The organism is Clostridium sp. 1001283B150225_161107_B6, from assembly GCF_015556325.1.
Taxonomy (GTDB): Bacteria; Bacillota; Clostridia; order Lachnospirales; family Lachnospiraceae; genus Enterocloster.
In genome coordinates this window covers 175,868-201,012 of sequence record NZ_JADNMD010000013.1, presented here as the reverse complement: position 1 = coordinate 201,012, position 25,145 = coordinate 175,868, and the positions used below count along the sequence as shown (strand labels likewise).

Here is a 25,145-nt window from a genome sequence, read left to right as displayed (position 1 = left end):
CCTGGTGTACCGGTTTCTTTTCTCTTGCCATAATAAAAGGCCTCCTATGATTTTTTATTTTATCATAGAAGACCTTTGGCTAATACCTATTTACAGAAAAATTTTCATACACTCGCCTTCATTGAGCTACCGTTCGAAGTTTGAGAGCCACCTACTACCTACCATAAGAACTACCGTCCGAAATTTAGGCGCTTACCTTCATACGGTCTGAACGCCTTCCATAGAACAGAAAAAGGGTTCCTTTTTCAAATGGATTCAGGTTGTACTGTGAACCGATGACCTGAGCCAGTCCATCAATTCCTTTGCGCAGGTCAACAAAACCACATGCGAGTATCACGCGCCGGATTCCACCGGCGTCCTCAAGCATCGGACACCTCCTGCAGAAGTCTGGTAAGCAGCCTATCGGAAACTTCGTTAGACACTGCCACAGTTGCATGGGAAGTTTTAATCACGACTGCGGGCTGGAAAGAAAAAGGAATTTCCGGATTCTGTTGCGGTATCATGGGGACTTCAGCAAAGATAACTGTTCCTTATCCCTGCATTGCAGGAAGAGAAGTACTTCCATCACTCAGTTGGCTGTAGACTTCTTTACGGACTCTCCTGAGCCAGTAGTAATAAGTTTTTTCCAGAACCCCGTTTTCTGCCAGCCACTGCCTGGCTGTCTGCCCATCGGGACGGCTTTGACACTGCTCGATAATCAGTTTACATTGATTGAGGCGAACCTTATGAGTACAAGTATCCAACTTTACACCCTCCTTGAAAAAACTAGTAGTTTTTTCAAGTTTGCCACAGAATTTAAAAAATATCTAGGCGAGAGATTTGACGCTTACTTTTGAAGAACGGTTATCTTTGATTATAAACTGTTCTGGATGGAGGCAGGGCCGTTTAAGTGGCGCTGCTTGACATCCCCGGAATCAGCATTATAATACAAGCAAAGGGCAAGGCCTGGAACACAAAAAAATATAGCTTTCTGTTCTGTGCTACAGGATTTTAATCTATCATTTAAAAACTGCACTATCTCATCTTATACTTTTTTATGTAATTTATTAAATCTTTTAACACATACTCTTTTTTGTATATATACCCATTATGTCCGCCTAAAGCTTCTGCAAATGCGGTTTTTAAATTATAATTAACTAAAGGTGCAGAACTTTCATACCAATACTCACAATGATATACTAGTTCAAATAATTCATTTGAAAATATTGGCTCAGTAACTAAATTTATTTTTTTTATTTTTTGCTCCATAATCCTATTTATATCATTCCATAACCATGCTAAATTATAATACTGGAAGCTGCTACGAGGATTAGTAAAAGAAATTGCATTAAATGGATTTTTAATAAATTTTTCTTCTAAACTTTTCTTACCGCTATAACTTTCATTATAATGATACAATCCATCAGCGTGTAAACTATATGCATCAGTAATTTCCGAAATCACTTTAAGTATGTCGTTATACTTGTCTAAAGTTAGAATTGGTGGAATAGGTGATATCAAATCATGTATATAATTCTTTTTAATATTTTTGCCATAAATGGCTGGAAGCCTAATAATATGATAGTCTTCATAATTGCTGCTTATCCATTTTTCAAGTTCCAATCTGTTATTTCCATATGAACAAAAAAAACTTTTGTCGGATTCTTTTTGTTCATCAGAGTCCAAAGACGAATTTACATCTATACTTGAAATAAGTATAATTTTTTTTGGACAAATTTTTTCAATATTAGTCTTTGCCTGACATATTATGTCTGCATCTTTTTCGGGAAACATATTAGCCCAAAACTTAGTTCCTGTTACTCCGGCGTACACTAAAACATCCGGTTTACTACCGTATGCTTCATTTACATCTGTGCTATGATATTTTTTATCGAAAGCACCATATTCTATTAGATTACTTCCCACAAAGCCAGTAGAGCCTACTAAAATCATCTCTTATCCTCATTATAGTATTTTACGTATATTTTTCTTAAAATATGGTTTTTAAGTATTAGATACTTAATAAGTTCTTTAGTTCGTACTCCTCTATCTTTCTTTAGATGTTCCCAAGCATCTATCCCTATTTGGGTTTTATCATGCTTTATTGCATAACTTAAATGCAGTCTACTTGTCACATTTCGAGCCATCGTCATAATACGTTTAGCTTCTTTGCTTTCAATATTTAATTGTTTTACAACATTTTCATATACTACCTGTATACTACTAAAATCTCTATGTTCATTAATTAAATGTTGATTAGAACCATGTATGTAATAAGCAAAAGTACACTCTTCTATATATCCTGTTTTTCCAAGATAAATTTCTGGAAAAACCAGCTGAATAGTCGGCCCAACATGAATATCGGAATAAATATTTCTATCCGTATAGATTGTCCAAAGAAAATCAGTTTTAATTATAAAATTTCCGGACATAAAACCAATATTTTTATTTTCAGAGAGGATAAATTTATTTATTAATTTTTTTTTTGTTTTCGGAAATTTTTTCCAAGCATAATATAAAGGTTTACTTAAGTCATTAACATTATATACTGCTGTTTTTCCAATAGCCAAATCAATATCTGTATGCCTATCCATGAATTCGACATGTTTTTCTAAATGATTAATATGCATATAGTCATCAATATCTGGCCACATCAAATATTGCCCATCTACCATTTTTAGACCATCATTTATAGCCCTAGCATGTCCTTCATTTTGGAGCTTAGATAAATATTTAAATGTAATTTTTTTTTCTTCAAAAATTTTTTTGTACTTTTTTATAATTTCATCACTTTTATCTGTTGACCCGTCATTGACGATTATCAATTCATAATTTTGAAATGATTGTTCTAATATATTTTCTAAGTATCTTCCAATAAATTTTTCTCCATTATAGCATGGCGATAAAATTGATAGTTTTACACGACCCACTTTTATTTATTCTCCTTACTATTGACTAGCTTCTCAACAGAACTAAACAAATACTTTTCTTTCTTCAGTACTAACTCTAAAAGGAGCTCACAATATTTTACTATAATTAAACCAATTGCGCCTAACAGCGCCGCAGCTAAAGATATTACAAATAAATGTAACTTGTTTGTCATAGGCTGTTGGCTGAAGCCCAAATAGAAGAATGAGCAGCAAAATAATACAAGTAATACACATTCTATTACAAAAGCAATTTTAGGAATCAGACCCGTATAAGCTAGTAAAACATTAACTCCCATCTTGCTCTTATTCCTTATAACATTCTTGTTTTTAAATGATTTTTCAGGTTTCTTATCACCTATATCTTTTACCTTTAAACCAGAATTCGCATATAAAGCCTTTCTATATACGATAGCTTTATTCATACGTGAAACACGATTAATTGCTCGTCTTGTAACGATTCTAAACCGTTCTGGTGTAAGTTCCATATAGCTCCTATTAGAGCGATTATATAATTTATAAAACAAAACACTTCCCAATCCTTTATATCTGCTTGAAGAATAGGTTACAATATCATATCCAGATATCGCTTCTTCATAAGCCCTCCATAGCTTATCAGCATATGTTTCCGGGTCAAACATATCAATCCATTCAAATTCATACACATAATCCCCTATACTTAAATCTACCCCGGACTCCATTCCAAGTTCTCTACCATGAAAAACACTCATTGAAATTAAAGAAACATTATCTAGCTTTTCCTTTTCTACAAGCTCGTGTATTCTCTTTACACTTTCATCTGATGATGCATCATCTACGCAAATCACCTCATATTTTATAAAATGTTCTCGTAAGAAACTATGTACGAGTCCAAGATATGTCTGTATATTTTTCTGCTGATTATGTATATAGATAACTGCAGAAACAAACTTATATTCTTTTACCATCTTTGTTCCTTCCTTACAGTAAAATTTGATCTAAATCATATACTGTATTTACTTTTCCCGATAAAACACTTACAAATTTAGGAGATTCATTTGATACTTTAATCACGGTTGGTCTAGAATCATCTACTTCTGATGACTTCAATACTGGTTTCATAGAAAACAATGATTTGTTATATTGAAATTTATAATCATCTTTTATGTATTTGTTAGCTAGCTTTGACATGTAAGCCCAAGCTGATACCGGTTTATTACCACATTCATTGCAGTTTCCAAGAACGCCTAAATTGCAATAGCTGATGTTGCTCTCCAGTTGACAATCAAATATAGGAACAGCTGAATAACTAGTAACATGAGGTGTAAACGAAACAGACGTAAGAGAGTGCAAACCTGTTTTTCCAAAAGGCATAATAGAAAAAAAGGGGCCATCCATAACTGTTAATCCAATATTCTTTAATTTTTCATTTACACTACACAAAATAATCTCACATAATTCGTACTTAATTCCAAAGTTTTCATAACTAAGCATTGATAATATTTGATTAACTGATGCATATGTAACATTCAAAATAAAATCTGATTCAATCTGCTTCTCACCATTAAGTTCAATTTGATAATAATCTCTTTGTTGTTTTATATCAGTTATTATCGATTCATACGTAATCTCAACTGTTGTAAGTTTCTTAATCTCTTCAATAAAAAAATCACGCAAAAGCATTGCATCATAAGTATATTCTTCCGTAAGAAAAGCTCCATCACATACTCCATCTTTAAAAAAAGTTGATGTACTTTGTTTTTCACAGAATATATTAGCATCACTACAGAACTTTTCAAATTGATTGGCAGATGTCCAAGAAAAATTTGTTGAAGTCGCATATATTTGGTCGAATTTTCTCAAAATACAAAAGTTAAAATCATCGCAAAATCTATGAAAATAATCTGCAGATTTTTTTGCCGTTGTTAAAGACCTTGGGTAATGATATCCCATATGAACTCTTGCTTGATTAATATACGTAGCTCGCTTAAAGGGAGCATTTTCTTTTTCTATAACTAAAGTTTTTAATCCTTTTCTTCCGCAAATCCACGCTGAATATAATCCATATAATCCCGCACCAATTATTACTCGCTCATATACCATATCTTATCCTCTTTTATAATTTATAACTTACATAAAGTGCCATGACACTTTACCAGTTAGTTCGTATTGTAAATCTGTATTTCTTTCACTGATAAATTTTGCTGGTACACCACCATAAATTTTGAAAGCATCACAATCTCTCACAGCACACCCTCTAGAAGCAAGCACAGCTCCTTCATTTACTATTACGCCTGGTAGAATTGTTGCATCTGAGCAAATCCAAGCATGTCTTTTAATCAAAACCGCCTGTAGGTTTTCTTTTAAAACCCTAAAATATGAATCATTAACATTATGCTCTTCTGTCCATATATGTACTCCGGATCCAAGAACAACATCATTCTCAATTATTATCCTTCCTCTTCCATCCAAAATACAATTTGCGGATACCGTACTGTTCCCTATAGTGATATTCCAAGGTGATCTAAATTCACAACCTCCAAAAATCACTGTTTTCTTACTAATTCTCATTGCAAAAATATACTTATAAAATAATTTTCGGATTCTATAGCTTGGGATATATCCAGTTAATAAGGTATTATATCTAACCCAGCCATAAATATAGGCATTTATCCAATTATAAATAGATTTAAAAAATATTTTATTTTGTATCTTGGAATTGTCTGTTTTTAATTTATTTGTTTCATCCCGTACAAACTTCTTATTGTCAATCTTTCTTTCTATTCGGCAATATATCGCCATCAATAACCAATTAATAGCTATAGAACACAATATCATTAAACGCTTGTGCATTTCTATCACCCCTTTACAAACTTAATAATTTCTTTCACAGTAATCTTTTTAAAACCTACAATATATATTAGAATTAAACATATATAAACAAGTCCGCCACAAACCATCTGCAATATAAGCATTGGTAAACTTGCCAGATTAAAAAGTGATACGCATGTTATTGTTATGTACATCACTATTCCAGCAGAAATATATGGAATACACTGAATAAAATAGTTCCAAACTGGTAAATCTTTTCTACACTTTATAGTTTGATAAAATGCCACCACAAATTCTGCAACTACTGTTCCAATCACAGTTCCCATAGCACCATACTTTTTTATTAGCAAAATATTAATTATAATATTTATTGTTGCACCATATATTGTAGCTTTTACAAAAATTGAATTTTTGCCATATGGAATTAAGTATTGCGTTCTAATTACATTTGCCCATGAAAGAAAAATCACTGTAATAGAGATAGCCTTTATTAGATTACCACAGCTTGCAAATTCTTCACCCCAAAACCAAATCGAAAAATTATCTGCTATAGCTGCCGTTCCAAAAGACAGAGCACTTGCAACCATAAGCGAACCTGACATTGATAATTTTATATATTTCATGATTTTGCTTTCAGAATCTGTCTTATCAAGTAAATAAGAAATTCTTGGAAGCATTACTGTACCAACAGCTGTGATTACACTAGTAGGTATGGACATTATTTTTTCGGTATTATCATAAAGTCCAAGTTCACTTTTACTGTACATTGCACCTAACATTATTTTATCCATATACTTGAAAAGGCTAACTGCAATTACTGGGACAAATAGAACTAGTAAGGGCTTAATATTTGCCACAATAGTAGCTCGTTCAATCTTTTTAAAAACTATCACACTTTTTGCAAAAGGCCAAAGTACTAGTTGACTAAGCAGAAATCCCAGAGCCATAATAACTGCGTATGCCGTTGTGTCACCATTATCATGGACGAATATAAAGATTGATAATACTGTAATGATTTTGACAATACAATTTCTGGTAACTGTTACTTTAAATCTTTCAAGTCCAAAAAACAGCCAATTAATATCTAGAACTGCAGACAAAACATATAGCAACTGTATGGAAGCTAATGCACTATCTTGTCTAAAAATCATCTGAGTTAAAATATATAGAGTAACTATAATAATTCCAGCAATAAATTGCACATAGTAAATTGACCAAAAAACTACTGTTCTTTCACTCTTATTATCTTTGACTTTAGCGATTTCTCGTGTTCCATAATTATTTACTCCTAAAAGAATAAATAGCGAAAAATAATAGGCAATTGAATATGTATAAGAGTATTCCCCCAACCCTTCAGGGCCAAGAACTCTGGATAAATATGGAGATGTTATTAAGGGAAAAATAATTGTCAAAATTTGATACGCAATTTGATATGCAAAATTTTTTTTTAGGTTCACCATTATTTTACCTTCTTAATTTCTGCCTAATTCTTTTGATAGTCATGTACAGCCAACATAATAGTGCAGAATATCCTATTTTATATTTTAATTTATCCTTAGTATTCTCAAATTTGTAATTGCCATCACAATTAACTCCATATTGATATAATATTCGATCTAGACATCCCGCCCACAGATAATTAATGCGATGGTTAGTTGATTTAAAATAATCATAAATTTCCCCTATTGAATCATCAATTGACAATTCAGCATTATATCCAGTAACTGCCCTTTTAATCTTTGAATTGTCAAATTTCATATTCCGGGATTTATCCAGAATAATCTCGGGTATATCTATAACTGTGTTTGTCATCTTTTCTATGGAGTCACGAGAGACTTCAACAAAATGACATTTTACTCCACTTTTATTAGCTAAAAGTTCTGCAATATGTTTCCAAGTTGTTGTTTTATCCGAAGTAATATGAAAATCTTCATTGAATGCATCTTTATTACCAAATAATCCTACAATACCTTTTGCCAAATCTCTTGAGTCAGTAACCGTCGTATACTCATTAGGACAAATCGCTATAGGTTTCTCTCTAAATATTCTATCAACAATTGTATAGTATTCGACTGGTGCTATTTGATACGGAAACCTGGTCATATTAAAAGTAACATAAGGTCTGATGATTGTATAATTAATACACTTTTCTGCCGCAATCTTTTTTAGTAGAAGCTCACACTCATACTTATCTGCGCAATATTTCCAACCTTTATTCCCTTTAGAGTCAATTTCGGTATAAGGCTTTCCATTATTATGATTATCATATATCGTTGCCGTTGATATAAAAATATACTGATTACACTTTACACAATTCAGCATTTTACTCAATTGATTAGTATTGTAAGAAAGGAAATCAACCACAACATCATATTTAGTATTTCCAACCTTCTCTTTAATATACCTTTCTGATTCGTTCTTAACATCTGCTACAATAAGTGTTGCCTTCTCATTTATACTATTTTTCCTATTGCCTCTATTAACAATATAAGTATCATATTCTTTTTCTATTGCCGCCTTACAGACGTCGGTGCTAATGACACCTGTTCCACCAATCAACAATACTTTCATCGGCTATGTTCTCTTCTCCATGTTGTGATTTTTCTCAGTAACATTACTGGCATAATCATCTTAATCTTCGTCTTGATTCCCACACTACGTCTAATAGCTTTTATACTGTTCAAAAGTTCAATTCGTTTTTTCAATTTTTCATATCTAGCATCAATTGAGCTTCTATTTTTAGAATAAATTAATTTTTTGTCAAGTTCTTCTATTTTTAGATTTCTTTTATCGAATCCATTCCAAAGTATGCGTCCTTTTTCATTATTTATAATCAGAGTAGATATTCCTAAATGATTATAAATCGTGCTATTCTTATCTGCTCCATGTAAATCGCCTACTGTGAAGTCAGAATAGTGTCTCCACTCTCTAAATGGACAGCTGTGGCAACTATCACGTTGAAGAATCTGAAACCCAATACCTAATTCTGTATTATAGAATTCTTTAAATAATTTTTTCCCACTTTCAAATCTAACCATTAAAAACTGTGGAATCCAATTATCAAGTTCCCGCCATTTATATCGCATATTTAAATATACAGTTTTAGACTTGAATTTTTTTTCTAAATATTCAACGTATTCTTGAAGAATACGCGGACTTGATGAACCTTTACAAATAAAATCCATAGTCCAAAGCTTTTCATAATCTTTTCGATCTAGATAATAATAAAGTGCGGCTACCTCACATGGCGCTCCTGTAAATAAGACTGCTTCATCATTTTGAAGTCGTTCCTTCACCTGAATATATATTCTTTTCTTATTGCTTTGAAAATATTTAGAACTTTTCATTTTATAAATATCTTTATAATCCTTGCTTAAACAATGCTCTATTTTCTTGAAATCATCTGTATAAACAGCCCCTACTATATTTCCATCCGGATACATCTTCTTAAAACAATCTACCAAAAATGAAAATACTCCTCCAGACGCACTTTGCAATAAGATATCGTTATTAACATGACTAACACCATAATAAGTTTCTTCACTATTTATTGATGGAACAATATTTAACATCGGACATATCTTTAAGCATTTGTTACAACCAATACATTTGTCTGCTTGTATTATTGGATATAAAAAGCCTATAGAATCGTCTTTTAATGATAGTGCTGAAACTGGGCATACATTTACACAAGCCTCACATCCTGAGCATTTCTGAACAGGCATATATTCAAAGACGGGGCACTTTTTGTTCTCTATCATTATAATTAATCATCCCTTAACGCATTTTTAAGAAATAATACGGATTCATTTTTTAAATCGTTCATCTTACTTAGCACTGGCACATAATCTAATGTATATTCTTCCAGATTATCAACCTGTTTTAATGTAGATAAAATCCGGTTTTGTAATCCAAGTTGATTTAATATACTACGCTTTCTTTCATCTTTTATGTTAACATCTTCCAGTACAAAAATTGGCCTTTCCAACTTAAGTGATAATGCAGTTCCATGAAATGAATTAGTACATACCAAGGCAGCATTTCTAATAAGTGTGAGATACTCTTTAGGTCCTGCATCAATTATATTCTCTCCAATATTATTGTGGTATGGCCATTCCGGTGTTATCATTTTGATTTGCAGATTAAATTTATTTGCCAACCGGCTTATTATATCCATATTTCTAGAGGAATTCCCATAACCATCTAAAGAATAATAAAAAAGATATGGATCACAATTCATTTCTTCAGTAAATTGAAGAAATACTTCTTTTTCTATTAATAAGGTTGGATCCAAAACAACGGCCACATCCTTTTTCGTAATCTTAGATAACACTTTTGAGCCGCCTTTTTCTCTACATGAAATAGCCTTAAAGCTTAGTAGTAAATCCTTATATGGTGATAAATCATCTTTAGATGCCAATCCAATACTAGGTGCGTAAGCAATTTTTTCCTTTTTAGTAAAGTTAAGCATATACGCTAAGCTAAAATCAGAAGTTTTCAGTGGATTCCAAATTTGATCGCTTCCACATACAAAAAAATCATAATCATTCCTTATCTTAGTTAAATATTTTTCTTCATTGTATTTCTCATTTGAAAGGTTCAAATCGTTATTAATAAAATCATTAAATCGTTTTTTTCTTCTTATTCGTCCTTTAAGTATTGGCAAGAATAGTATTGTCTTAACAAATCTCTTAATTCCATTTTTAGTACTAAAAATATCAGTATAGTCAAGCTGTTTCTTTTTTGAAAAATCAATTATTTTAGTTTTATATCCATAGGACTCTATGATGTTTTGAAGAGAATATGCTTGAATTACAGCACCGTAATTGTATACTCTATGAAATGTTATTATTCCAATGTTTTTTTTCATAAATAACGTCCTTTAATTTATTATTCAAAGTTAATTCCTTATCATATTTATGGGCACTGTAAACGCTTCCTGCAACAATATAAAATATAAAACATGATGTGAAGCTAATCGCCGTATTGTTTACAAGTGAGGTAATTAAAAGACCTACATTCAGCCATAAGCTTACCCGACTTACATTATAGAACTTTCCTTGCGATGCTTTAGACAAGGATATAAATAACTTATTATAAAAATAAGTATATAATACAATGGCAAAAACCCCCATCTGACCAATAGCCGCTCCAATAAAGCTTTCTCCACTTGCCAATAACTCTGTACGGCCTCCATAATTGTATCCTAGGTTTCCCACAGTTCCAACACCTCGACCAAATGGATAAACAAATAAACACCTAAGATTATCTATTAATCCAGCGATATGCATCACCCCATTTGTGCCGCTACAAATAACATATCCAATTCCACCTATTAAAATTAATACAAACGCACATCTAGTCCAAAATGACAGTTCTCTCTGATGCCAAATCTCACCTAGTGCAAATGTAAATGCAAATAAAGCTATAATTATTCCACCTTTAGCCAATGTACTTAAAAGTGCTAAAGATAATATAACAACTGTAATTGCCTTCAGCAGTTTGTTTTTGAAAATTCCTTTTATAAATATGGATACAATTAAAGCAAATGCAAACAATTGTCCTAAGATAACTGGCTCTGCTAAAAAAGATGCCATTCTTCTAAGACGTACTCCTAAATCCCATGAATAAAATGCGCCATGCACTCCCTCAGGCGAAAGACCGGTTTCAGTACCTTTTAGTGTTGCAAAAGATTTATATCCTAATTTTAACCAAAAATTTGTACCAATGGCCATCTCAATCCATCCAAAAACAGCAGATACAACCATTAGCTTTACAAAAAACAATAATACTTTTCTTATCTGTGCTGAATCTTTAAGGCAAACAGAACCTAAGACAAAGAAAATAAAAGGCAAATAGAGTTGTCTAATTGATGCAAGCAGGCCAGTCATACTACTACTTCCATGGATAAAGCCATAAACCACAATCATAATGGTACAAATAATACATCCAAATTGAAATTTACTAATTTGCCCATACTTTATTAAACCATTTGCAATCAATAACACTACATATGCTTCTTTTACCATAATAAATAAATTAAAGCCTTCTTTACTAAGATTAGATGATGCAATAATTAGTATAAAATTTTGAAATACACACATTAAGACAAGAATATTAATACTAATGTAATTCAACTTCTTGATACCATATAATGCAAATAAGGACCATATCGTCACCAATAGAAAACTTGTCATAATTATTCACCACTTATTAGTTTTTTAATAAAGTCATTATAGTCCTTACCAATAGAATTCCAATCATACTTCTCTTTGAACAATTGATATGCTTGAAACTCTTGCTCCCTATATTTTTCTGGATTAATTAAAATATCTATGCACTTTTCAGCAAAGGTATCCGAATCATTACACAGAGATAGATGCTTCTGATTTTGGAAAGCAGTCCCTTCTACTCCATGGTCAGTTGTAATAATATGCTTTCTAAAGGCTACTGCTTCCAATAATTTCCCTTTTACACCACCACCAGATAATAGCGGAAGAATCACTATATTTGCCAGAGCATAAAGTTCTTTCATACTTGAAAAATTAGGTATTATTGTAATGTTACTATTAGCCATATTAAGTATTTTTTCTTCTGGATTTGAACCCGCAATTATGAGTTTTGCATCTGGTACAATCTGCAATACTTTTGGAAATACATTTTTTACAAACCATATAATTGCTTCTATATTTGGAATAGCTATATAATCCAGACGCCCCACGAACAGTAATGTTTTGCTATTTAGTCCAGATATTTCTTGATTATAATCATTTGCTCCCAAGGGAATTGTTTTAAGTATAGCATTTCCTGTATTTATTTTTTTTTCGAAGAACTTATAATCCTCTTCCGAAAAAAAGGTGATTCCCGAAAAAATATTGCTCTTGTAAATTTTTCTTTCATATCGTTCTAATCTAAAAGATTCCAAATAATATGCTAGTCTTTTAATGCCAGATATACTTTTCACATGCTTCATATCTCTCATACGAATATACTCGACATTATGCTGATTAATTGTTATCACTAAGGTAGGATTACTCCTTTTTATTGCAACAACATTTTTGACCATGTTAGGAAAGTCTACAATAACTATATCGATTTTTTTTTCTTCAACCAATTGGTTGAGTTCATTTACAATATCCTGTCTGTATCTACTTGCTACTGAATACGGCATAAAAAGACTCTTGAAAAGAGTTAAAACCTTATTCGTACTTCTATCATAGAAGTGTACTTCTGTGCAATACCTTTCCATCTCTGTTGTATTATTTTTTTCTTCTGAATTATATGCTATTGAAAAAAGAAAAATATTATTTTTCTTAGAAAGTTGTACTATTCTATTATATACACCATTTCTACCACCTATCGGCGGAAAAGGAACCTCTGGTGTCAACCACGCAATATTCATTTCATGTTTCTCCAATACTGTAGCATGTCAGCAATCGTCTGTTTCATTGGAATATCCTGTTTCCATCCTGTATGCCTCTTAAGCTTTGAAACATCACCTACTATGATTCTTTCATCTGTAGGTCTGATTAGCGACTGATCAACATTTAGCTTTAGAGTATGCCCAATCTGTTCTTCAATCATTGAAACAATATCTCTCATTTGATAAATATAATTAGAAGAAATATTATATGCATCTCCAGATTTCCCTTTTTCAGCAAGGAGATTAAGTGCCTTTACAAGATCTCTTTGATCCATAATAGCTCTTCTGGTTTCCAGATTGCCCACTCTAAGCTCATAAACTCCTTTTTTTTCTGCTTCTACTGCCCGACGCGTAAAGTCAGATGTAACATCATTTACTTTTCTGGTACCCGTTGAGTTGAAAATTCTAGCACGTATACAACGAATATGATCATTCATAAAGTACTGATACGAAATCAAATCCTGCCCGACTTTACTTACACCATAAGGGTGTAGTGGTAATAATTCGGCCTCCTCCTTAACATATATTTTATCACCTTCAAGTTTATTTAATGTTTGCCCATACTCTGCACTGGAACAAGCTACTATAACAATAGGATTATAGTCTGTTTTTATGTACTTTCTTGCTTTCTTTATTGCCTCAAAGATTGAAACTGTCCCATTAATATTTACGTCAATTGTCTCCGCGGGATTCACCCAAGAAACTGTCGGATAGCTTTGAGCAGCAAGGTGATATATCTGTTCTGGAAGATTGTCCATAACAATCTCATCAATTCCTTCTCCATATCGCAAATCACATTGAATAAATTTTACAGGAACTTTAATCTGCTCTATATTCTTTTTGTTTTTGTGCCAAATGCCAAGTACATTGTCACCCTTTTCATATAAAAATTCCACCAAATGTGAACCAACCATTCCGCCTGCACCTGTAACTAAAACATTCATTGTATTCCTCTATTTCTTATACTTAATAATTAGTTTGATAATTTTAATGTCATCAATAAAATATCTTTTAAACATACGCTTAGGCTCTTTTAAAAACCTATAAAACCATTCCAATCCATGCTCACTCATCCACTTCGGTGATCTTCGTACATTTTCTGCAAGAAAATCCACAGTTGCTCCTGCACACACCGATACTGTTGCATCATATCTCATATAATTATCATATATCCACTTTTCTTGCTTAGGGCAACCAAAACAAGCTATAAGTAAATCTGGATGTACTCTAGAAATCACTTTATTAATTTTTTCTAGTTCTCTTGTATCATTTTCAAATCCAAATGGCGGAGCATAGGTTCCTACAATTTTAATTTCTGAATACTTATTTTCCAAATTCGATTTTGCTTTCTCAGCGATACCCTCTTTTCCTCCAATAATAAAAATGGTATATCCTTTCTTAGCAGCTAGCTCACACAATTCTGGCACAAGATCTGAACCCGATACTTTTACTTTGACTGGCTGTTTATGCCATTTTGCTATCCAAACAAGAGGCTGTCCATCAACAATCACTATATCTGCCTCGTCTACTATTAGTTTAAGTCTAGTATCATGTTCAATTTTCATTACCACATCAACATTGAGTGCTACAATATAACTTTTCTTTTTACACTCAATCATACTTTCTATTGCATGTATGGTTTCTTGCATATCCATATTGTTTATGTAGGTATTTAGTAAAGGCTGTTTCTTCATATTTGTCTACTTTATCTTTCTCAAAAAAGATTATCTTACATCCAACATAAGTAGTTACATACAGATAAATATAGTTCCAGTATTATATAAGTCTCTGTTACTAAAACAAAAAATGCTAAATCTGTAGTTTTAGCAACCTTTCATCTATCTTAATTGGTAAAACCAATTGTTTATAATCCAAAGTAGTTATTTCAAAAAAATCGCTTAATCTATTGAGTTAATACAACCATTGTACCAATACCCCTAGCCCCTTAGCATTATTTATGTAATTCATAATAAAAGCAATACTTCATACACCACCAACAGCTTTGCTATTCCACCTATTTCTAAGTTATCTGTAAGATTGTCGGTTCTTACTTAAGTAATTTACAACTTTTCAGCACATACTACTTGAACGGAGAGAAGAGCTTTTAGTGACTCGTTAACTCACTTGCGATTTATTCATGAGCAACTACTGGCTGTTATTACCTTCAGTTAAAAAATCTATATGTTTTTAGTATCATTTCCATGAACTTCTATTTTACTATTGCTTCATATGCTTCAGGAGAATAATGAATAACTCTTGTACCACCATCTTCAAATTTAAATGGAATATACATCAGATTCTTCATGGCCTCTTTTACAGCCTTTTGTTTTTCCGGTTGAACATAGAACACAAGGAATCCCCCGCCGCCAGCTCCTAAAAGTTTTCCGCCCATAGCCCCAGCTGCAATTCCTTTTTCATATAATTCATCAATAGTGTCAGTACTAATTGCAGCACCTGTTCCTTTCTTTAATCGCCATGTGATATCAAGAAGTCGTCCAAAATCATCTATATCTCTACTTTTGCTTACTAAAACTTGTTCTGCTTCATTTACAAGTTCATACATATGTTTTAGTCTGGCTCTTTTCTCATCAGTACCACTTACGTTATTTGTTTTCTGAACATCTGATGAAAATCTAGTAAAACCCGTAAAAAACATTAATAAATTATCGTTCAACCTCTTTTTTCTTTCAGGTGAGATGATTATCGGAAGGACTTCGTAATCATTTTCCTTAAAATTAATTCTATTAAATCCACCAAATGACGCCGCTATTTGATCTTGCCATCCTCCAACTTCATTGCAAAGAACCCTTTCCAAATATATGGCCTCGTTAGCTAACTTCTTTTTATCAGCATATTTTCCTTTTAGTGCATAAAAGGCATTTAGCATTCCAACTGAAAAAGAAGAACTTGTTCCTAACCCTGAACGAGCCGGCAAATCTGCTTCGTAAATTAGCCTTATCTCATGCATATTCAACATTTTCATAGCTTCTCTAATAGCCGGATGGTTAATATCTTCAATATTTTTTACTTTCTCTATCTTAGAATATGTTATTTCTGTTTTATAATCAAAAAAACGTGGCAGGTGTCGAACATTCACATAACAGTACTTATCAAAAGTAGTGGATATTACAGCTCCGTTATTTTCTTTAAAGTAATCCTCCATATCTGTACCACCGCCAAAAAATGACATTCTAAATGGTGTTTTTGTAATAATCATTATAATTATGTATGATGTTTATAAAGCACAAAACATCATATTCCTTTCCTTTTTCTTAATCTATGTTGTAGTTACTGTGGACTTTAGATTTCACAAATAGCTAGGCTACTCAGCTGGAGTAGATTACCATCTAGTGTTCTTATCATGTTACAGAGCTTTAAAAAGAGAGATGGGAACTCTTAGTTTATGTAGTGCTTGATGGTTGCTAAACTCAGCTTTTTCTTAGTAGTTGACTGTTCAACTTACCAAATGTCTATTGTAGCATCTATTTTAGCTAATACTACTTACTTATGCTATCCCCTCCATAAGCCTTAACTCAAACGTAAATCACCGTTAAAACCTGCTTATTTCTGGCATTGTTTTAATGAATGGTGAAATGATACTAGATAAAATGGATGACATTCATCGTCTTCTACACCATATAAATTATTTGACAAATTAATTCCTTTTGTGTATTTGTACGGTAACTTTTTGAACTGGGAAACCTCGTATATCCATAAGAAACTCATGGGGATTGCATTTTATTCTTATGAATGTAACTTATGAATTCATAAAAATAATTCAGGTTACAAAGCTAGCTATATTTTCCTTAATGATTATCAATTATTTACGTTTTTACTCAACTGTTGTTCATTCAATAATGGACAGTGACTTTTTTGCAAAAGCAAACTTTAAATAATTGCTATTATTTTGACCATCAAAAATGGGCTACCTGACAGCAAATAGTGCTGTTAGGTAACCCGTTACATCTTTTAGGCTTATATTAATTCATTAAAAAGTTTCTTTCATTATACTTTATTAAAACCTCCTTTTTCCGCTCTATACTTACTTCTGTATATATCTGTGTGGTGGCAATGCTGGCATGTCCAAGCAATTCCTGTACATCTCTTAGATTAGCTCCATTATTGAGAAGATGACATGCGAAAGTATGACGCAAATAGTGAGGGGTAGCTTTAGGGTTGATATGGGAAATGTGTTTGTATTTGCTGAAAATATTTTCAATACCATATATGGATAGCTGCCTCCCATATCTGTTAATAAATATATGGTTAGTAGATGGATTTAAATTAACTCGAACAGAGAGCCAAGCCAAAAGCTTTTTTTGAACAGTGGGAGCAGAAATAAAAAGAAGCCGTTCCTTATTCCGTTTCCCACGAATCAGAATACTCTTGGAGACAGAATCAAAGTCTTCTAATAAAAGATTGGAGATCTCGCTTATGCGAAGACCAAGACAAAACAGCATTTCAATAATGCTCATATCTCGCAGACAAATTAATTGGCGGTAGGGGGAGGTTAGAGAGATATATTCCTGCTCTGTAGATTGGATAAGATATGTAATTTCTTGCTTGGTAAGGGTGCGGGGGAGATTGACGGGAAGCTGGAAATGCCTTGTTGAAAATCGAAAGAAAATTTCTTTGGCATATTCTTCACGAATAAGAAAATCGCAAAATTGTCGGATGGCTACATGTTTCCTATAAATGGAGCGGGGTTTCAATTTGACAATATTTTGGAGGAAATAGAAGTACTCCAGGAGGGTATTAGCATTGAATGCCGGCTTTTTTTGAGTCTGAATCCATCTGTTCAGATGTGTTAAATCATAGCGATATGCACATACTGTTTTTGGGGATAGGTTACGTTCCGTTGAAATGGTAGAAAGAAATTGTTCAGTAAGTTTTGATTGATGTTCATAATAAAATTTCATGTAGAGTCCTCCTTGATTTTAGTAGATATATTATATAAAAAGTAGTGAATTAAAGAAATAGGAAAGAGTTTTTTCGCGGTCTATGATATAATATTTACGTTAGTTATAAGTTCAATATTAAATTTATAGGAGTAATCAAATAAAATATTATGAGAAAAATAAAAAGAGTGTCTCTATATTTGCTGTCGTTTGGAGTGCCAGTACTTGTATTCAGCTTAATATGGTGGTTTGGTCATATATATCCATTTGGGCCAATTAGTAATATGAAGGACGATTTAGGATATCAGTATGTAGAATTGTTTTCTTACTTAAAGCATGTGATGGATGGCGATGCAGGGTTAGGATATACTTTCACAAAAGGGTTGGGGGGAAGCTCAATTGCGCTTTTCGCATATTATTTGTCTTCGCCATTTAATATTCTCCTGCCTCTTTTTTTACAAGAAAATCTCCAAATATTTATCTTTGTTGTATCAGCATTAAAGCTGGGAATGTGCGGCCTAACCCAGACATTTTTTTTACGGAGACGTTTTCCTCAGTTGAAAAAGGAGTTAGTATTTTTACTGTCCATTTGTTTTGCCACCTCGTACTATTGTGTGTTGCAGGTGGAAAATATAATGTGGATGGATGGGGTTTATATGCTGCCGCTCATGATGTATGGAGTGTGGAGGCTGGTTAAACAGAAAAAAGGGGGAGCACTTGCTGCCACGGTTTTTGCTGCGATTTTATTCAACTGGTACACAGCCTATATGAACTGTCTATTTGCAGTTCTCTATTTTGGATATGAGTTGCTCAAACAGGGAAAAAAGGAATGGAAAGAATATTGTATTGAATGCATTCATTTTTGTGGTGATATGATTCTTGGCGTTCTTTTAAGTGCACTATTGTTTTTTCCAAATGTTTATGCCTTAATTCAAGGGAAAGGGGGATCTACCGGGGGAAATATTTTTGCATTGCATATCAATGGAACTCCAATCAATATGATTCGGGGACTAGTAATAGGGAATGATGCAGGGAGTCGGTCACTTAGCCTTTTTTGCGGTACATTTGTTTTGGCATGGTTCACATATTCCTTGGTTTCCATGTACAAAAGGTCTGGGCGCGATTTTAAATTGTCTTTGCTTTTTGTGGGAATTATGGCAGCGTCTCTTCTTATTAAACCATTAGAGAATATTTGGAATGGCTTTCGCTGTGCATATAGTGATATGTATCGCTTTTCGTATCTGCAGACATGGCTTTTTATTTATTTGGCGGCAATCGGTTTGGCAGAGACAAATTCATATGTATCAAGACGTATTTTAATCTTTATTTGGTCAGTATATACTGCTCTGTGGATAATACTAGACTTTATATCACCCTTTAAAAAACAAATGCTCTATATGACCATTTTTTCTATGGCAATAGTGTCTTTGTTTTCTCCCTGGCTCTTGCATCCTAAGAATATAAAACGTAAAGCGGGATTTATTGCGATACTAATATTTACATTGAGTGAATTATGCATGAATGGGTTTGCGCTATGTAAAGCATATAACTGGGGGGACTATATAAAATTTCGGGATTATGTAATAGCTCAGAGACAATTGGTAGATATAGTGAAGTGTACAGATGAATCTCCATTTTATAGAATAGAGCAGACATTAAACAGGGGATTTGACAAGAACAAAAGCTCAGCATTTTTTTTGGAGAATATGAGCTTTAATTATAATGGATTTTCCCATTATAGTTCAGCTTTTAATGAAAAACTTAGATTGTTTAGTGAATTATTGGGATATGGCAAGAATGATACTGTGAGTTTATACCAGGAACCAATTCTGCCATCTGACAGTTTATTAGGAATCAAGTATGTGTTTGCTGACAATGATTATCCAGGGCTGGTGCAGAAATCAGACGTCGAAATTAATGGGAAAAGTATATACGAAAATCCTTATGTGCTTCCTTTGGGATTTTGGGCATCGCAGGACAGCAAGAAGATGATATCTGAATCTAATCATTTTCAGTTTCAGAATGAAATATATTCAAATATACTGGGTGAAAAGGTGGAAATATTTAAACCTGCGCCATATCGTATGATATCCCATACATCAGACGAAATTTCATATGAAATTAATTTGGAGCCTGGGCACATTCTTTACGGATATGCAGATTCAGAAGTTCAGAATTTGAAGGTATTTATTGATAATGAGTACCGCTGCGATTATGAAGGATGGCTGACTTATAAAGTATTTAGTGTTGGTCAGAATCCGGGAAATCACACAGTTAGGTTTGAAAAATTTCATGGATTATCAGAGCAGATTCATCCTCAATTTTATCAGTTGGATTTAGAACTTTTTTATAAGGTGATAGAAAGCATAAGGTCCAATTCCGTGAAGATTAATACAATAGAAGAGGGGTATGTTGAAGCTGAAATTGTGTCGCCAAAGGCTGGCTTTACAATGTTGACAATTCCAATGGAAAAAGGATGGAGCGCCAGAGTAAATGGAGAAAAGGTTGATTTAGAAGAGGGAGCTAATGCTTTGATGCTTGTACCGGTTAATACCGGAAAAAATCATATCGAAATAGACTATCAGGTTCCGTATTTTAAGATAGGGATTATTATATCCATTGGTACAATGCTTTGCGTGGGTGCGTATTATCTATATTTTAGGAAAGGTTTAATGAATAAATGATTCTATGCAATGAAAATAGGATAATTGATGTGGAGATGAGCGCTTGACAAAAATAGAAGTCAGGGAAAGAATCCTATTTTGGAGGCTTTCCTTGACTTTTTGGATGTGTATTCAAACTTTTTCGGACAGTACCTTATGACTTATTGACAATTGCCATACCATTCCTTGGACGAACTATAGCTGCCGCAACATTCCAAGGGTTTAGGAGACAATCGGGCGCAACTACTAAAAAGAGCTAGGGCAAAAGGGTTGTACTCAAGTTCAAGCAGATGATGTGCAACAACACAGTTTAAGGCGATTAAGGCCACTGCATATAAAAAGTAAAGGTCATGCCTGTTTTTGATACAACAGAGAACATATGTGATTAGAACTATAAATACGGTTATAATGCCATATCTCAAAAGGATATGGATATAAGAGCAGTCTACGAAATTGTATTCTTGTGGCCAGGTAAGCCCGCCTCCGGCTCCAATCATATCAATTGTCTGGCCAAATGGGCGAATTCCATAAGTTACTATGCCAGACCGTCCAATCCTTAATCGGTTGGAAAGCAATTGGTTGATTACTGCTAGTACAGAGATACTTTCTGTGTATAATATAGTAAGTACAAATGAGGCTGCTGCCAGAATCGGCATAAAAACCGGGCTTATTGTTTTCCAAAAATATATCCAGGATTGTTTGAAATTTCTGGGTATATGTTGTGAATGAATTATAAACGGTCCGTTTACAAATAACAGGACTGTAAGTAGTATGGATATAGAGTCTAAACGGGCATTACAAAAACGATAGATTAAATAGGCGGTTATAATAGTCACTATATGGTGATGATAATTCAGATGTTCAGCCCCCAGGTAGTACGCAGTTACTATCAAAAAGAAAATGTGGGAGGCAAAATCGGTTGTATAGACAATGCCAAAGGACTGCCGTATTCCGCGATCTTCAGCAATGTATTTGTAGTTATCAATAATACCTAAAAGGGATGATGCAAAAGCCAGGAATACAACTGCACCCACTATAAGCAAATAAACTTTTAAAATTTTTTTAAAAGAAATGTGCCTGCTTCCTATGATAGGAAGAATCCAGAAAACGATATTAAGGTATCCAGTATAGTAAAGTACACACACAGAACATAATATCATTATGAATATAAATAAAAGGGGCTTGATAGTATAACCGTCATACAGTATAACTTTCAGACCTATAAAAATAATTGGAAGCAAAAGGCACAATTTGCTGATGATGCCTGGAAGGGGAAATGTGGTAGTTGCCCAGACACCCCTTCCAAGATATAGAATATAACCAGTAAAAAACAGAATTTCCCCCATATGAAAGTCATGGATATAGTTTCGATAATTGTTTTTAATTGTCTGCATAATTAATCTCCAAATAGAATGCATTATTAAACGATAATACATCCTAATATATCTATTTTGAAACTACGGCATAGGTTGAGTTGCTGTTCTAACTGTGGATACGTATCTTTTCCAACCTTGATAAATAGGATACAATTCTTTATAGATATCATTTGTTGCAGTTCGTCAGCATCCTCAAATGTATTATAACCTTCCACGGTGGGAATGCCTGCCTGCTCAGTTAGTGTCTTATAATCATTAACTGCTTCTCGAACTCTTGGCTGCTCAGAGAGTGCGTTTAAGAAAAGAGAAGATAATTGATGTTGCTGAAGAAGCAGTTTTATATCAATCAGGCTTCTATCAAGAGAATGGATATAGGTATCCGGCATCAAGCCAATGTTCAAAACAGGAACGTTATAGTTTTCTATATCTTTTGCAGACCGTATGCGGTTTCCCAGTATATACTGAAGCATAAAGCATATGCATGGAAGGATGATACCAAAGAGAAATCCGGATATTGCATATTTTATTATATTGGCAGCTTTATTTACCGAGGTATCGGGAAGGGATTGAGGCTTGCTCTTTTCTATATAGGCGCTTTTTGCATTCTTCTGGGAAATTAATTTGTTATTTAAGTCCGAGCGGTTTGTTATATAATTTTTCAGATTGTTTCGGGTGCTGTTCTGTGTATTGGCTACACTAATATCTGATTTGATATAGTATGAACTGTCTATTTCGGACAGGGAAAAAGTACCTTGAACAGAAGCAATCGTGGCAACCTGATTTTGCAGCCTTGTTTTTATGATATCAAGAATCCTTTTTGCGTCATCGGCGTTATAATGAATTAATGATATGTTTAAGACATTGCCGTTTGTAGAACAGGATATAATTTCTTTCCAATATTCTGTATTTAAATTGGTAAATTCTTCGGATAATGCTTCTTTTAATCCACCCTCATTCACATATAGAGTTAAAGCGCTTAGTATATTATCTATCTCTCCATCTGACTGAATGCCATATTGTACAGAGGCTGTCTGGATGTTTTGAGAATCAATTTTCATATAGATTGAATTATCTATATATGTCTGCAGCGAATCAATCTGCTGGTTGGTTAGGGAAAGACTGTCTTCTATATCTGCAATCATTGAATCATATTCAGCCAAACGCTCGTTATACTTGTCTACCTCGTCTAGTTGCTGTTTATTGAGACTTAATTTAGGAACGGCTTTTCTATATCCTAGGATTGCAAAGAGCATAGTGCAAGCCAAAACAAAAATACCAATGATTATTCTCTTTTTGTATAAGTCCTCTATTAAGTTACTAAAATAAACTGATTTCATAATGCGGCCTTTGCTCCTTTTATATTTTATTGTACTATCGATTCTAGGCGCTATTATATCATAGTTTAGGCTGATTTACTTGATTTTTTCCATAATTTTTAGTATTCTTGAGTACAGCAATTATAACCGTAAATTTTGCGCCATATATAGTTTTTACATTTTTCCGCTTTTTTAGCAGAGAAAAAACCTAAAATTAAGCGAATAGTAAGGCCTTTTTGCATTGAATATGCTATAATGTTCACGTTGACAGCAAATCATAAAGGTGAATAGATTGTAATAGGACGTACATGGGGAGCGAAGGATAATGTACCAGAAAAGAAAAAGCATTGAAACGATGCTGATATGGACGTTGGATATTGTTTGCATACTATGCAGCTGCGCGGCGGCATTCTGGATTCGTTTTGAACGGTTTTATGGGGCTATAAGTCACTGGGACCAAATTTGGCAAATTGCTTTTATGATTTTTATCTATATAATGATTAATGTGTTTGTGGATTTTAATCACCATTTTTTTAGAAGAGGTCCTTTTGAAGAATTAGTAAGTGTTGTTCAGATGGAAGTGGTTTTTGCAATCTGCTGGGTGGTGCTTCTGTTTATCCTTCATAGAACAGAAGACTTGTCAAGGCTTGTATTTGGCTATTTTATTGTTATTAACCTAATCCTTACTTATGGGGTGCGTATAGGTTTTAAACAGTATATGGTGCAGATTTATAAACATGGCAGATATAGTAGCCGCATGCTCCTGGTTACAGATTCGCGGAGGGCAGCAGATGTCATTGGTAACCTAATTGAGTATAAGGAATGGAATCGTATTTTGAAAGGGATTGTATTTCTTGATAAAGAGGTGGATGAAGAATTATTTATGGGATATCCCATTGTGGCTTCCCGGAATTCATTGTTAAATTATGTTATACACAATGATATAGATGAGGTATTTATAACACATACAGAGATGCTGCCTATTTCTGTATTAAAAGACTGGGTTTCAGATATGGAACAAATGGGAATTATTGTGGATGTAAATATTGATGCGTTTGATTTGCTGAACCGGGGCAATAAGGTACTGAATCGTGTGGGAAAGTATGCAGTTGTTACATTTGCCAGGAACATCATTTCTGCCAGAGGCCTGGTAATGAAACGTCTGTTGGATATAGTTGGAAGTCTGGTTGGGATGATTATACTTGGGATTGTTACTATTATTGTAGCCCCAGCCATAAAACTGGAGTCACCAGGACCGGTCTTTTTTGGTCAGACGAGAATTGGAAAAAACGGTCGTAGATTTACCTTTTACAAATTCAGGTCTATGTATCAGGATGCAGAACAGAGAAAAAAGGAGCTTATGGAGCAAAATGAGGTCCAGGGCTTGATGTTTAAGATGGAGAATGACCCAAGGATTACAAAAGTAGGAAGGTTTATAAGAAAGACAAGTATTGATGAATTACCACAGTTCTGGAATGTTTTAAAAGGGGATATGAGTTTGGTTGGGACAAGGCCGCCCACAGTGGATGAGTTTGAGCGCTATGAGGCAAAGCATAAGTGCAGACTGAGTATGACTCCGGGTCTGACTGGATTATGGCAGATTAGTGGAAGAAGTGATATAAAGGATTTTGATGAAGTAGTTCAGCTGGATATGCAGTATATTGATGACTGGAGTATCTTGAAGGATATCAAAATCTTGCTTTTGACAATTGGTGTTGTTTTAACGGGAAAAGGATCAAGATAAGTGATAGG

The 25,145-nt window shown here is 33.5% G+C and carries 20 protein-coding genes; 2 read left to right on the top strand and 18 right to left on the bottom strand.

The genetic code is table 11. The annotated features are described in order from the left end of the window. Positions 1 to 184: 184 nt before the first annotated feature. The 16 genes from tnpB to I2H39_RS23910 form a co-directional block, all read right to left on the bottom strand. Positions 185 to 367 carry an IS66 family insertion sequence element accessory protein TnpB gene (gene tnpB, locus I2H39_RS23985; RefSeq protein ID WP_171042663.1) on the bottom strand — a complete coding sequence of 61 codons (183 nt, stop codon included), beginning with the start codon at positions 365 to 367 and terminating at the stop codon, positions 185 to 187. 647 nt (positions 368 to 1,014) lie between these two features. Beyond that, positions 1,015 to 1,932 carry an NAD(P)-dependent oxidoreductase gene (locus tag I2H39_RS23980; RefSeq protein ID WP_138309824.1) on the bottom strand — a complete coding sequence of 306 codons (918 nt, stop codon included), beginning with the start codon at positions 1,930 to 1,932 and terminating at the stop codon, positions 1,015 to 1,017. Next, positions 1,929 to 2,909, bottom strand: coding sequence for a glycosyltransferase family 2 protein (locus I2H39_RS23975; RefSeq protein WP_171042664.1), 981 nt, complete (start codon positions 2,907 to 2,909; stop codon positions 1,929 to 1,931). Before I2H39_RS23975 ends, I2H39_RS23980 begins: the two co-directional genes overlap by 4 nt. 2 nt (positions 2,910 to 2,911) lie before the next feature. Further along, positions 2,912 to 3,853 carry a glycosyltransferase gene (locus tag I2H39_RS23970; RefSeq protein WP_138309826.1) on the bottom strand — a complete coding sequence of 314 codons (942 nt, stop codon included), beginning with the start codon at positions 3,851 to 3,853 and terminating at the stop codon, positions 2,912 to 2,914. A 13-nt stretch (positions 3,854 to 3,866) separates the two neighbouring features. Continuing rightward, a complete protein-coding gene (locus I2H39_RS23965) occupies positions 3,867 to 4,988 on the bottom strand; it encodes an FAD-dependent oxidoreductase (protein WP_138309827.1) in 1,122 nt (373 codons plus the stop codon). A 27-nt stretch (positions 4,989 to 5,015) separates the two neighbouring features. Further along, on the bottom strand, positions 5,016 to 5,738 hold the full coding sequence (locus I2H39_RS23960; RefSeq protein ID WP_138309828.1) for an acyltransferase: 723 nt from the start codon (positions 5,736 to 5,738) through the stop codon (positions 5,016 to 5,018). A 5-nt stretch (positions 5,739 to 5,743) separates the two neighbouring features. Next, positions 5,744 to 7,177 (bottom strand): oligosaccharide flippase family protein, encoded by a 1,434-nt coding sequence (locus I2H39_RS23955; RefSeq protein WP_195627687.1) that lies wholly within the window; start codon positions 7,175 to 7,177, stop codon positions 5,744 to 5,746. A 4-nt stretch (positions 7,178 to 7,181) separates the two neighbouring features. After that, a complete protein-coding gene (locus I2H39_RS23950) occupies positions 7,182 to 8,288 on the bottom strand; it encodes an NAD-dependent epimerase/dehydratase family protein (protein WP_138309830.1) in 1,107 nt (368 codons plus the stop codon). Then, on the bottom strand, positions 8,285 to 9,478 hold the full coding sequence (locus tag I2H39_RS23945) for a Coenzyme F420 hydrogenase/dehydrogenase, beta subunit C-terminal domain (protein WP_138309831.1): 1,194 nt from the start codon (positions 9,476 to 9,478) through the stop codon (positions 8,285 to 8,287). Before I2H39_RS23945 ends, I2H39_RS23950 begins: the two co-directional genes overlap by 4 nt. Before the next feature lie 5 nt (positions 9,479 to 9,483). Further along, entirely contained in the window at positions 9,484 to 10,587 is a 1,104-nt protein-coding gene (locus I2H39_RS23940; protein WP_138309832.1) for a polysaccharide pyruvyl transferase family protein, read from the bottom strand. Further along, positions 10,553 to 11,914: a hypothetical protein gene (locus I2H39_RS23935; protein ID WP_138309833.1), complete on the bottom strand. Its 1,362-nt coding sequence runs from the start codon at positions 11,912 to 11,914 to the stop codon at positions 10,553 to 10,555. Before I2H39_RS23935 ends, I2H39_RS23940 begins: the two co-directional genes overlap by 35 nt. 2 nt (positions 11,915 to 11,916) lie before the next feature. After that, on the bottom strand, positions 11,917 to 13,119 hold the full coding sequence (locus tag I2H39_RS23930) for a glycosyltransferase family 4 protein (protein WP_138309834.1): 1,203 nt from the start codon (positions 13,117 to 13,119) through the stop codon (positions 11,917 to 11,919). Next, positions 13,116 to 14,084 carry a GDP-mannose 4,6-dehydratase gene (locus I2H39_RS23925; RefSeq protein ID WP_138309835.1) on the bottom strand — a complete coding sequence of 323 codons (969 nt, stop codon included), beginning with the start codon at positions 14,082 to 14,084 and terminating at the stop codon, positions 13,116 to 13,118. Before I2H39_RS23925 ends, I2H39_RS23930 begins: the two co-directional genes overlap by 4 nt. Before the next feature lie 9 nt (positions 14,085 to 14,093). Continuing rightward, entirely contained in the window at positions 14,094 to 14,834 is a 741-nt protein-coding gene (locus I2H39_RS23920; protein WP_138309836.1) for a WecB/TagA/CpsF family glycosyltransferase, read from the bottom strand. A 515-nt stretch (positions 14,835 to 15,349) separates the two neighbouring features. Further along, positions 15,350 to 16,357, bottom strand: coding sequence for a kinase (locus I2H39_RS23915; protein WP_138309837.1), 1,008 nt, complete (start codon positions 16,355 to 16,357; stop codon positions 15,350 to 15,352). A 763-nt stretch (positions 16,358 to 17,120) separates the two neighbouring features. Then, a complete protein-coding gene (locus I2H39_RS23910; RefSeq protein WP_138309838.1) occupies positions 17,121 to 18,059 on the bottom strand; it encodes a tyrosine-type recombinase/integrase in 939 nt (312 codons plus the stop codon). 149 nt (positions 18,060 to 18,208) lie between these two features. Between I2H39_RS23910 and I2H39_RS23905 the strand changes: the two genes are divergently transcribed. Beyond that, complete coding sequence (locus I2H39_RS23905; protein ID WP_138309839.1) at positions 18,209 to 20,722, top strand: YfhO family protein; 2,514 nt, start codon at positions 18,209 to 18,211, stop codon at positions 20,720 to 20,722. A gap of 140 nt (positions 20,723 to 20,862) precedes the next feature. Here I2H39_RS23905 and I2H39_RS23900 read toward each other — a convergent pair whose 3' ends face one another. Continuing rightward, positions 20,863 to 22,095: a hypothetical protein gene (locus I2H39_RS23900; RefSeq protein WP_195627686.1), complete on the bottom strand. Its 1,233-nt coding sequence runs from the start codon at positions 22,093 to 22,095 to the stop codon at positions 20,863 to 20,865. Between the two features lie 26 nt (positions 22,096 to 22,121). Then, a complete protein-coding gene (locus tag I2H39_RS23895; protein WP_138309841.1) occupies positions 22,122 to 23,414 on the bottom strand; it encodes a hypothetical protein in 1,293 nt (430 codons plus the stop codon). Positions 23,415 to 23,718: 304 nt separating this feature from the next. Here I2H39_RS23895 and I2H39_RS23890 point away from each other — a divergent pair, with 304 nt between their 5' ends. Beyond that, a complete protein-coding gene (locus I2H39_RS23890) occupies positions 23,719 to 25,137 on the top strand; it encodes a sugar transferase (protein ID WP_195627685.1) in 1,419 nt (472 codons plus the stop codon). Positions 25,138 to 25,145 lie beyond the last annotated feature (8 nt).

Bases quoted from the DNA above. Each gene is read 5' to 3' on its own strand.
- I2H39_RS23925 (WP_138309835.1), bottom strand. From the start codon at position 14,084: ATGAATGTTTTAGTTACAGGTGCAGGCGGAATGGTTGGTTCACATTTG.
- I2H39_RS23910 (WP_138309838.1), bottom strand. From the start codon at position 18,059: ATGAAATTTTATTATGAACATCAATCAAAACTTACTGAACAATTTCTT.
- tnpB (WP_171042663.1), bottom strand. From the start codon at position 367: ATGCTTGAGGACGCCGGTGGAATCCGGCGCGTGATACTCGCATGTGGT.
- I2H39_RS23900 (WP_195627686.1), bottom strand. From the start codon at position 22,095: ATGCAGACAATTAAAAACAATTATCGAAACTATATCCATGACTTTCAT.
- I2H39_RS23980 (WP_138309824.1), bottom strand. From the start codon at position 1,932: ATGATTTTAGTAGGCTCTACTGGCTTTGTGGGAAGTAATCTAATAGAA.
- I2H39_RS23950 (WP_138309830.1), bottom strand. From the start codon at position 8,288: ATGAAAGTATTGTTGATTGGTGGAACAGGTGTCATTAGCACCGACGTC.
- I2H39_RS23935 (WP_138309833.1), bottom strand. From the start codon at position 11,914: ATGACAAGTTTTCTATTGGTGACGATATGGTCCTTATTTGCATTATAT.
- I2H39_RS23890 (WP_195627685.1), top strand. From the start codon at position 23,719: ATGTACCAGAAAAGAAAAAGCATTGAAACGATGCTGATATGGACGTTG.
- I2H39_RS23905 (WP_138309839.1), top strand. From the start codon at position 18,209: ATGAGAAAAATAAAAAGAGTGTCTCTATATTTGCTGTCGTTTGGAGTG.
- I2H39_RS23955 (WP_195627687.1), bottom strand. From the start codon at position 7,177: ATGGTGAACCTAAAAAAAAATTTTGCATATCAAATTGCGTATCAAATT.
- I2H39_RS23915 (WP_138309837.1), bottom strand. From the start codon at position 16,357: ATGATTATTACAAAAACACCATTTAGAATGTCATTTTTTGGCGGTGGT.
- I2H39_RS23945 (WP_138309831.1), bottom strand. From the start codon at position 9,478: ATGATAGAGAACAAAAAGTGCCCCGTCTTTGAATATATGCCTGTTCAG.
- I2H39_RS23920 (WP_138309836.1), bottom strand. From the start codon at position 14,834: ATGAAGAAACAGCCTTTACTAAATACCTACATAAACAATATGGATATG.
- I2H39_RS23970 (WP_138309826.1), bottom strand. From the start codon at position 3,853: ATGGTAAAAGAATATAAGTTTGTTTCTGCAGTTATCTATATACATAAT.
- I2H39_RS23940 (WP_138309832.1), bottom strand. From the start codon at position 10,587: ATGAAAAAAAACATTGGAATAATAACATTTCATAGAGTATACAATTAC.
- I2H39_RS23930 (WP_138309834.1), bottom strand. From the start codon at position 13,119: ATGAATATTGCGTGGTTGACACCAGAGGTTCCTTTTCCGCCGATAGGT.
- I2H39_RS23960 (WP_138309828.1), bottom strand. From the start codon at position 5,738: ATGCACAAGCGTTTAATGATATTGTGTTCTATAGCTATTAATTGGTTA.
- I2H39_RS23965 (WP_138309827.1), bottom strand. From the start codon at position 4,988: ATGGTATATGAGCGAGTAATAATTGGTGCGGGATTATATGGATTATAT.
- I2H39_RS23895 (WP_138309841.1), bottom strand. From the start codon at position 23,414: ATGAAATCAGTTTATTTTAGTAACTTAATAGAGGACTTATACAAAAAG.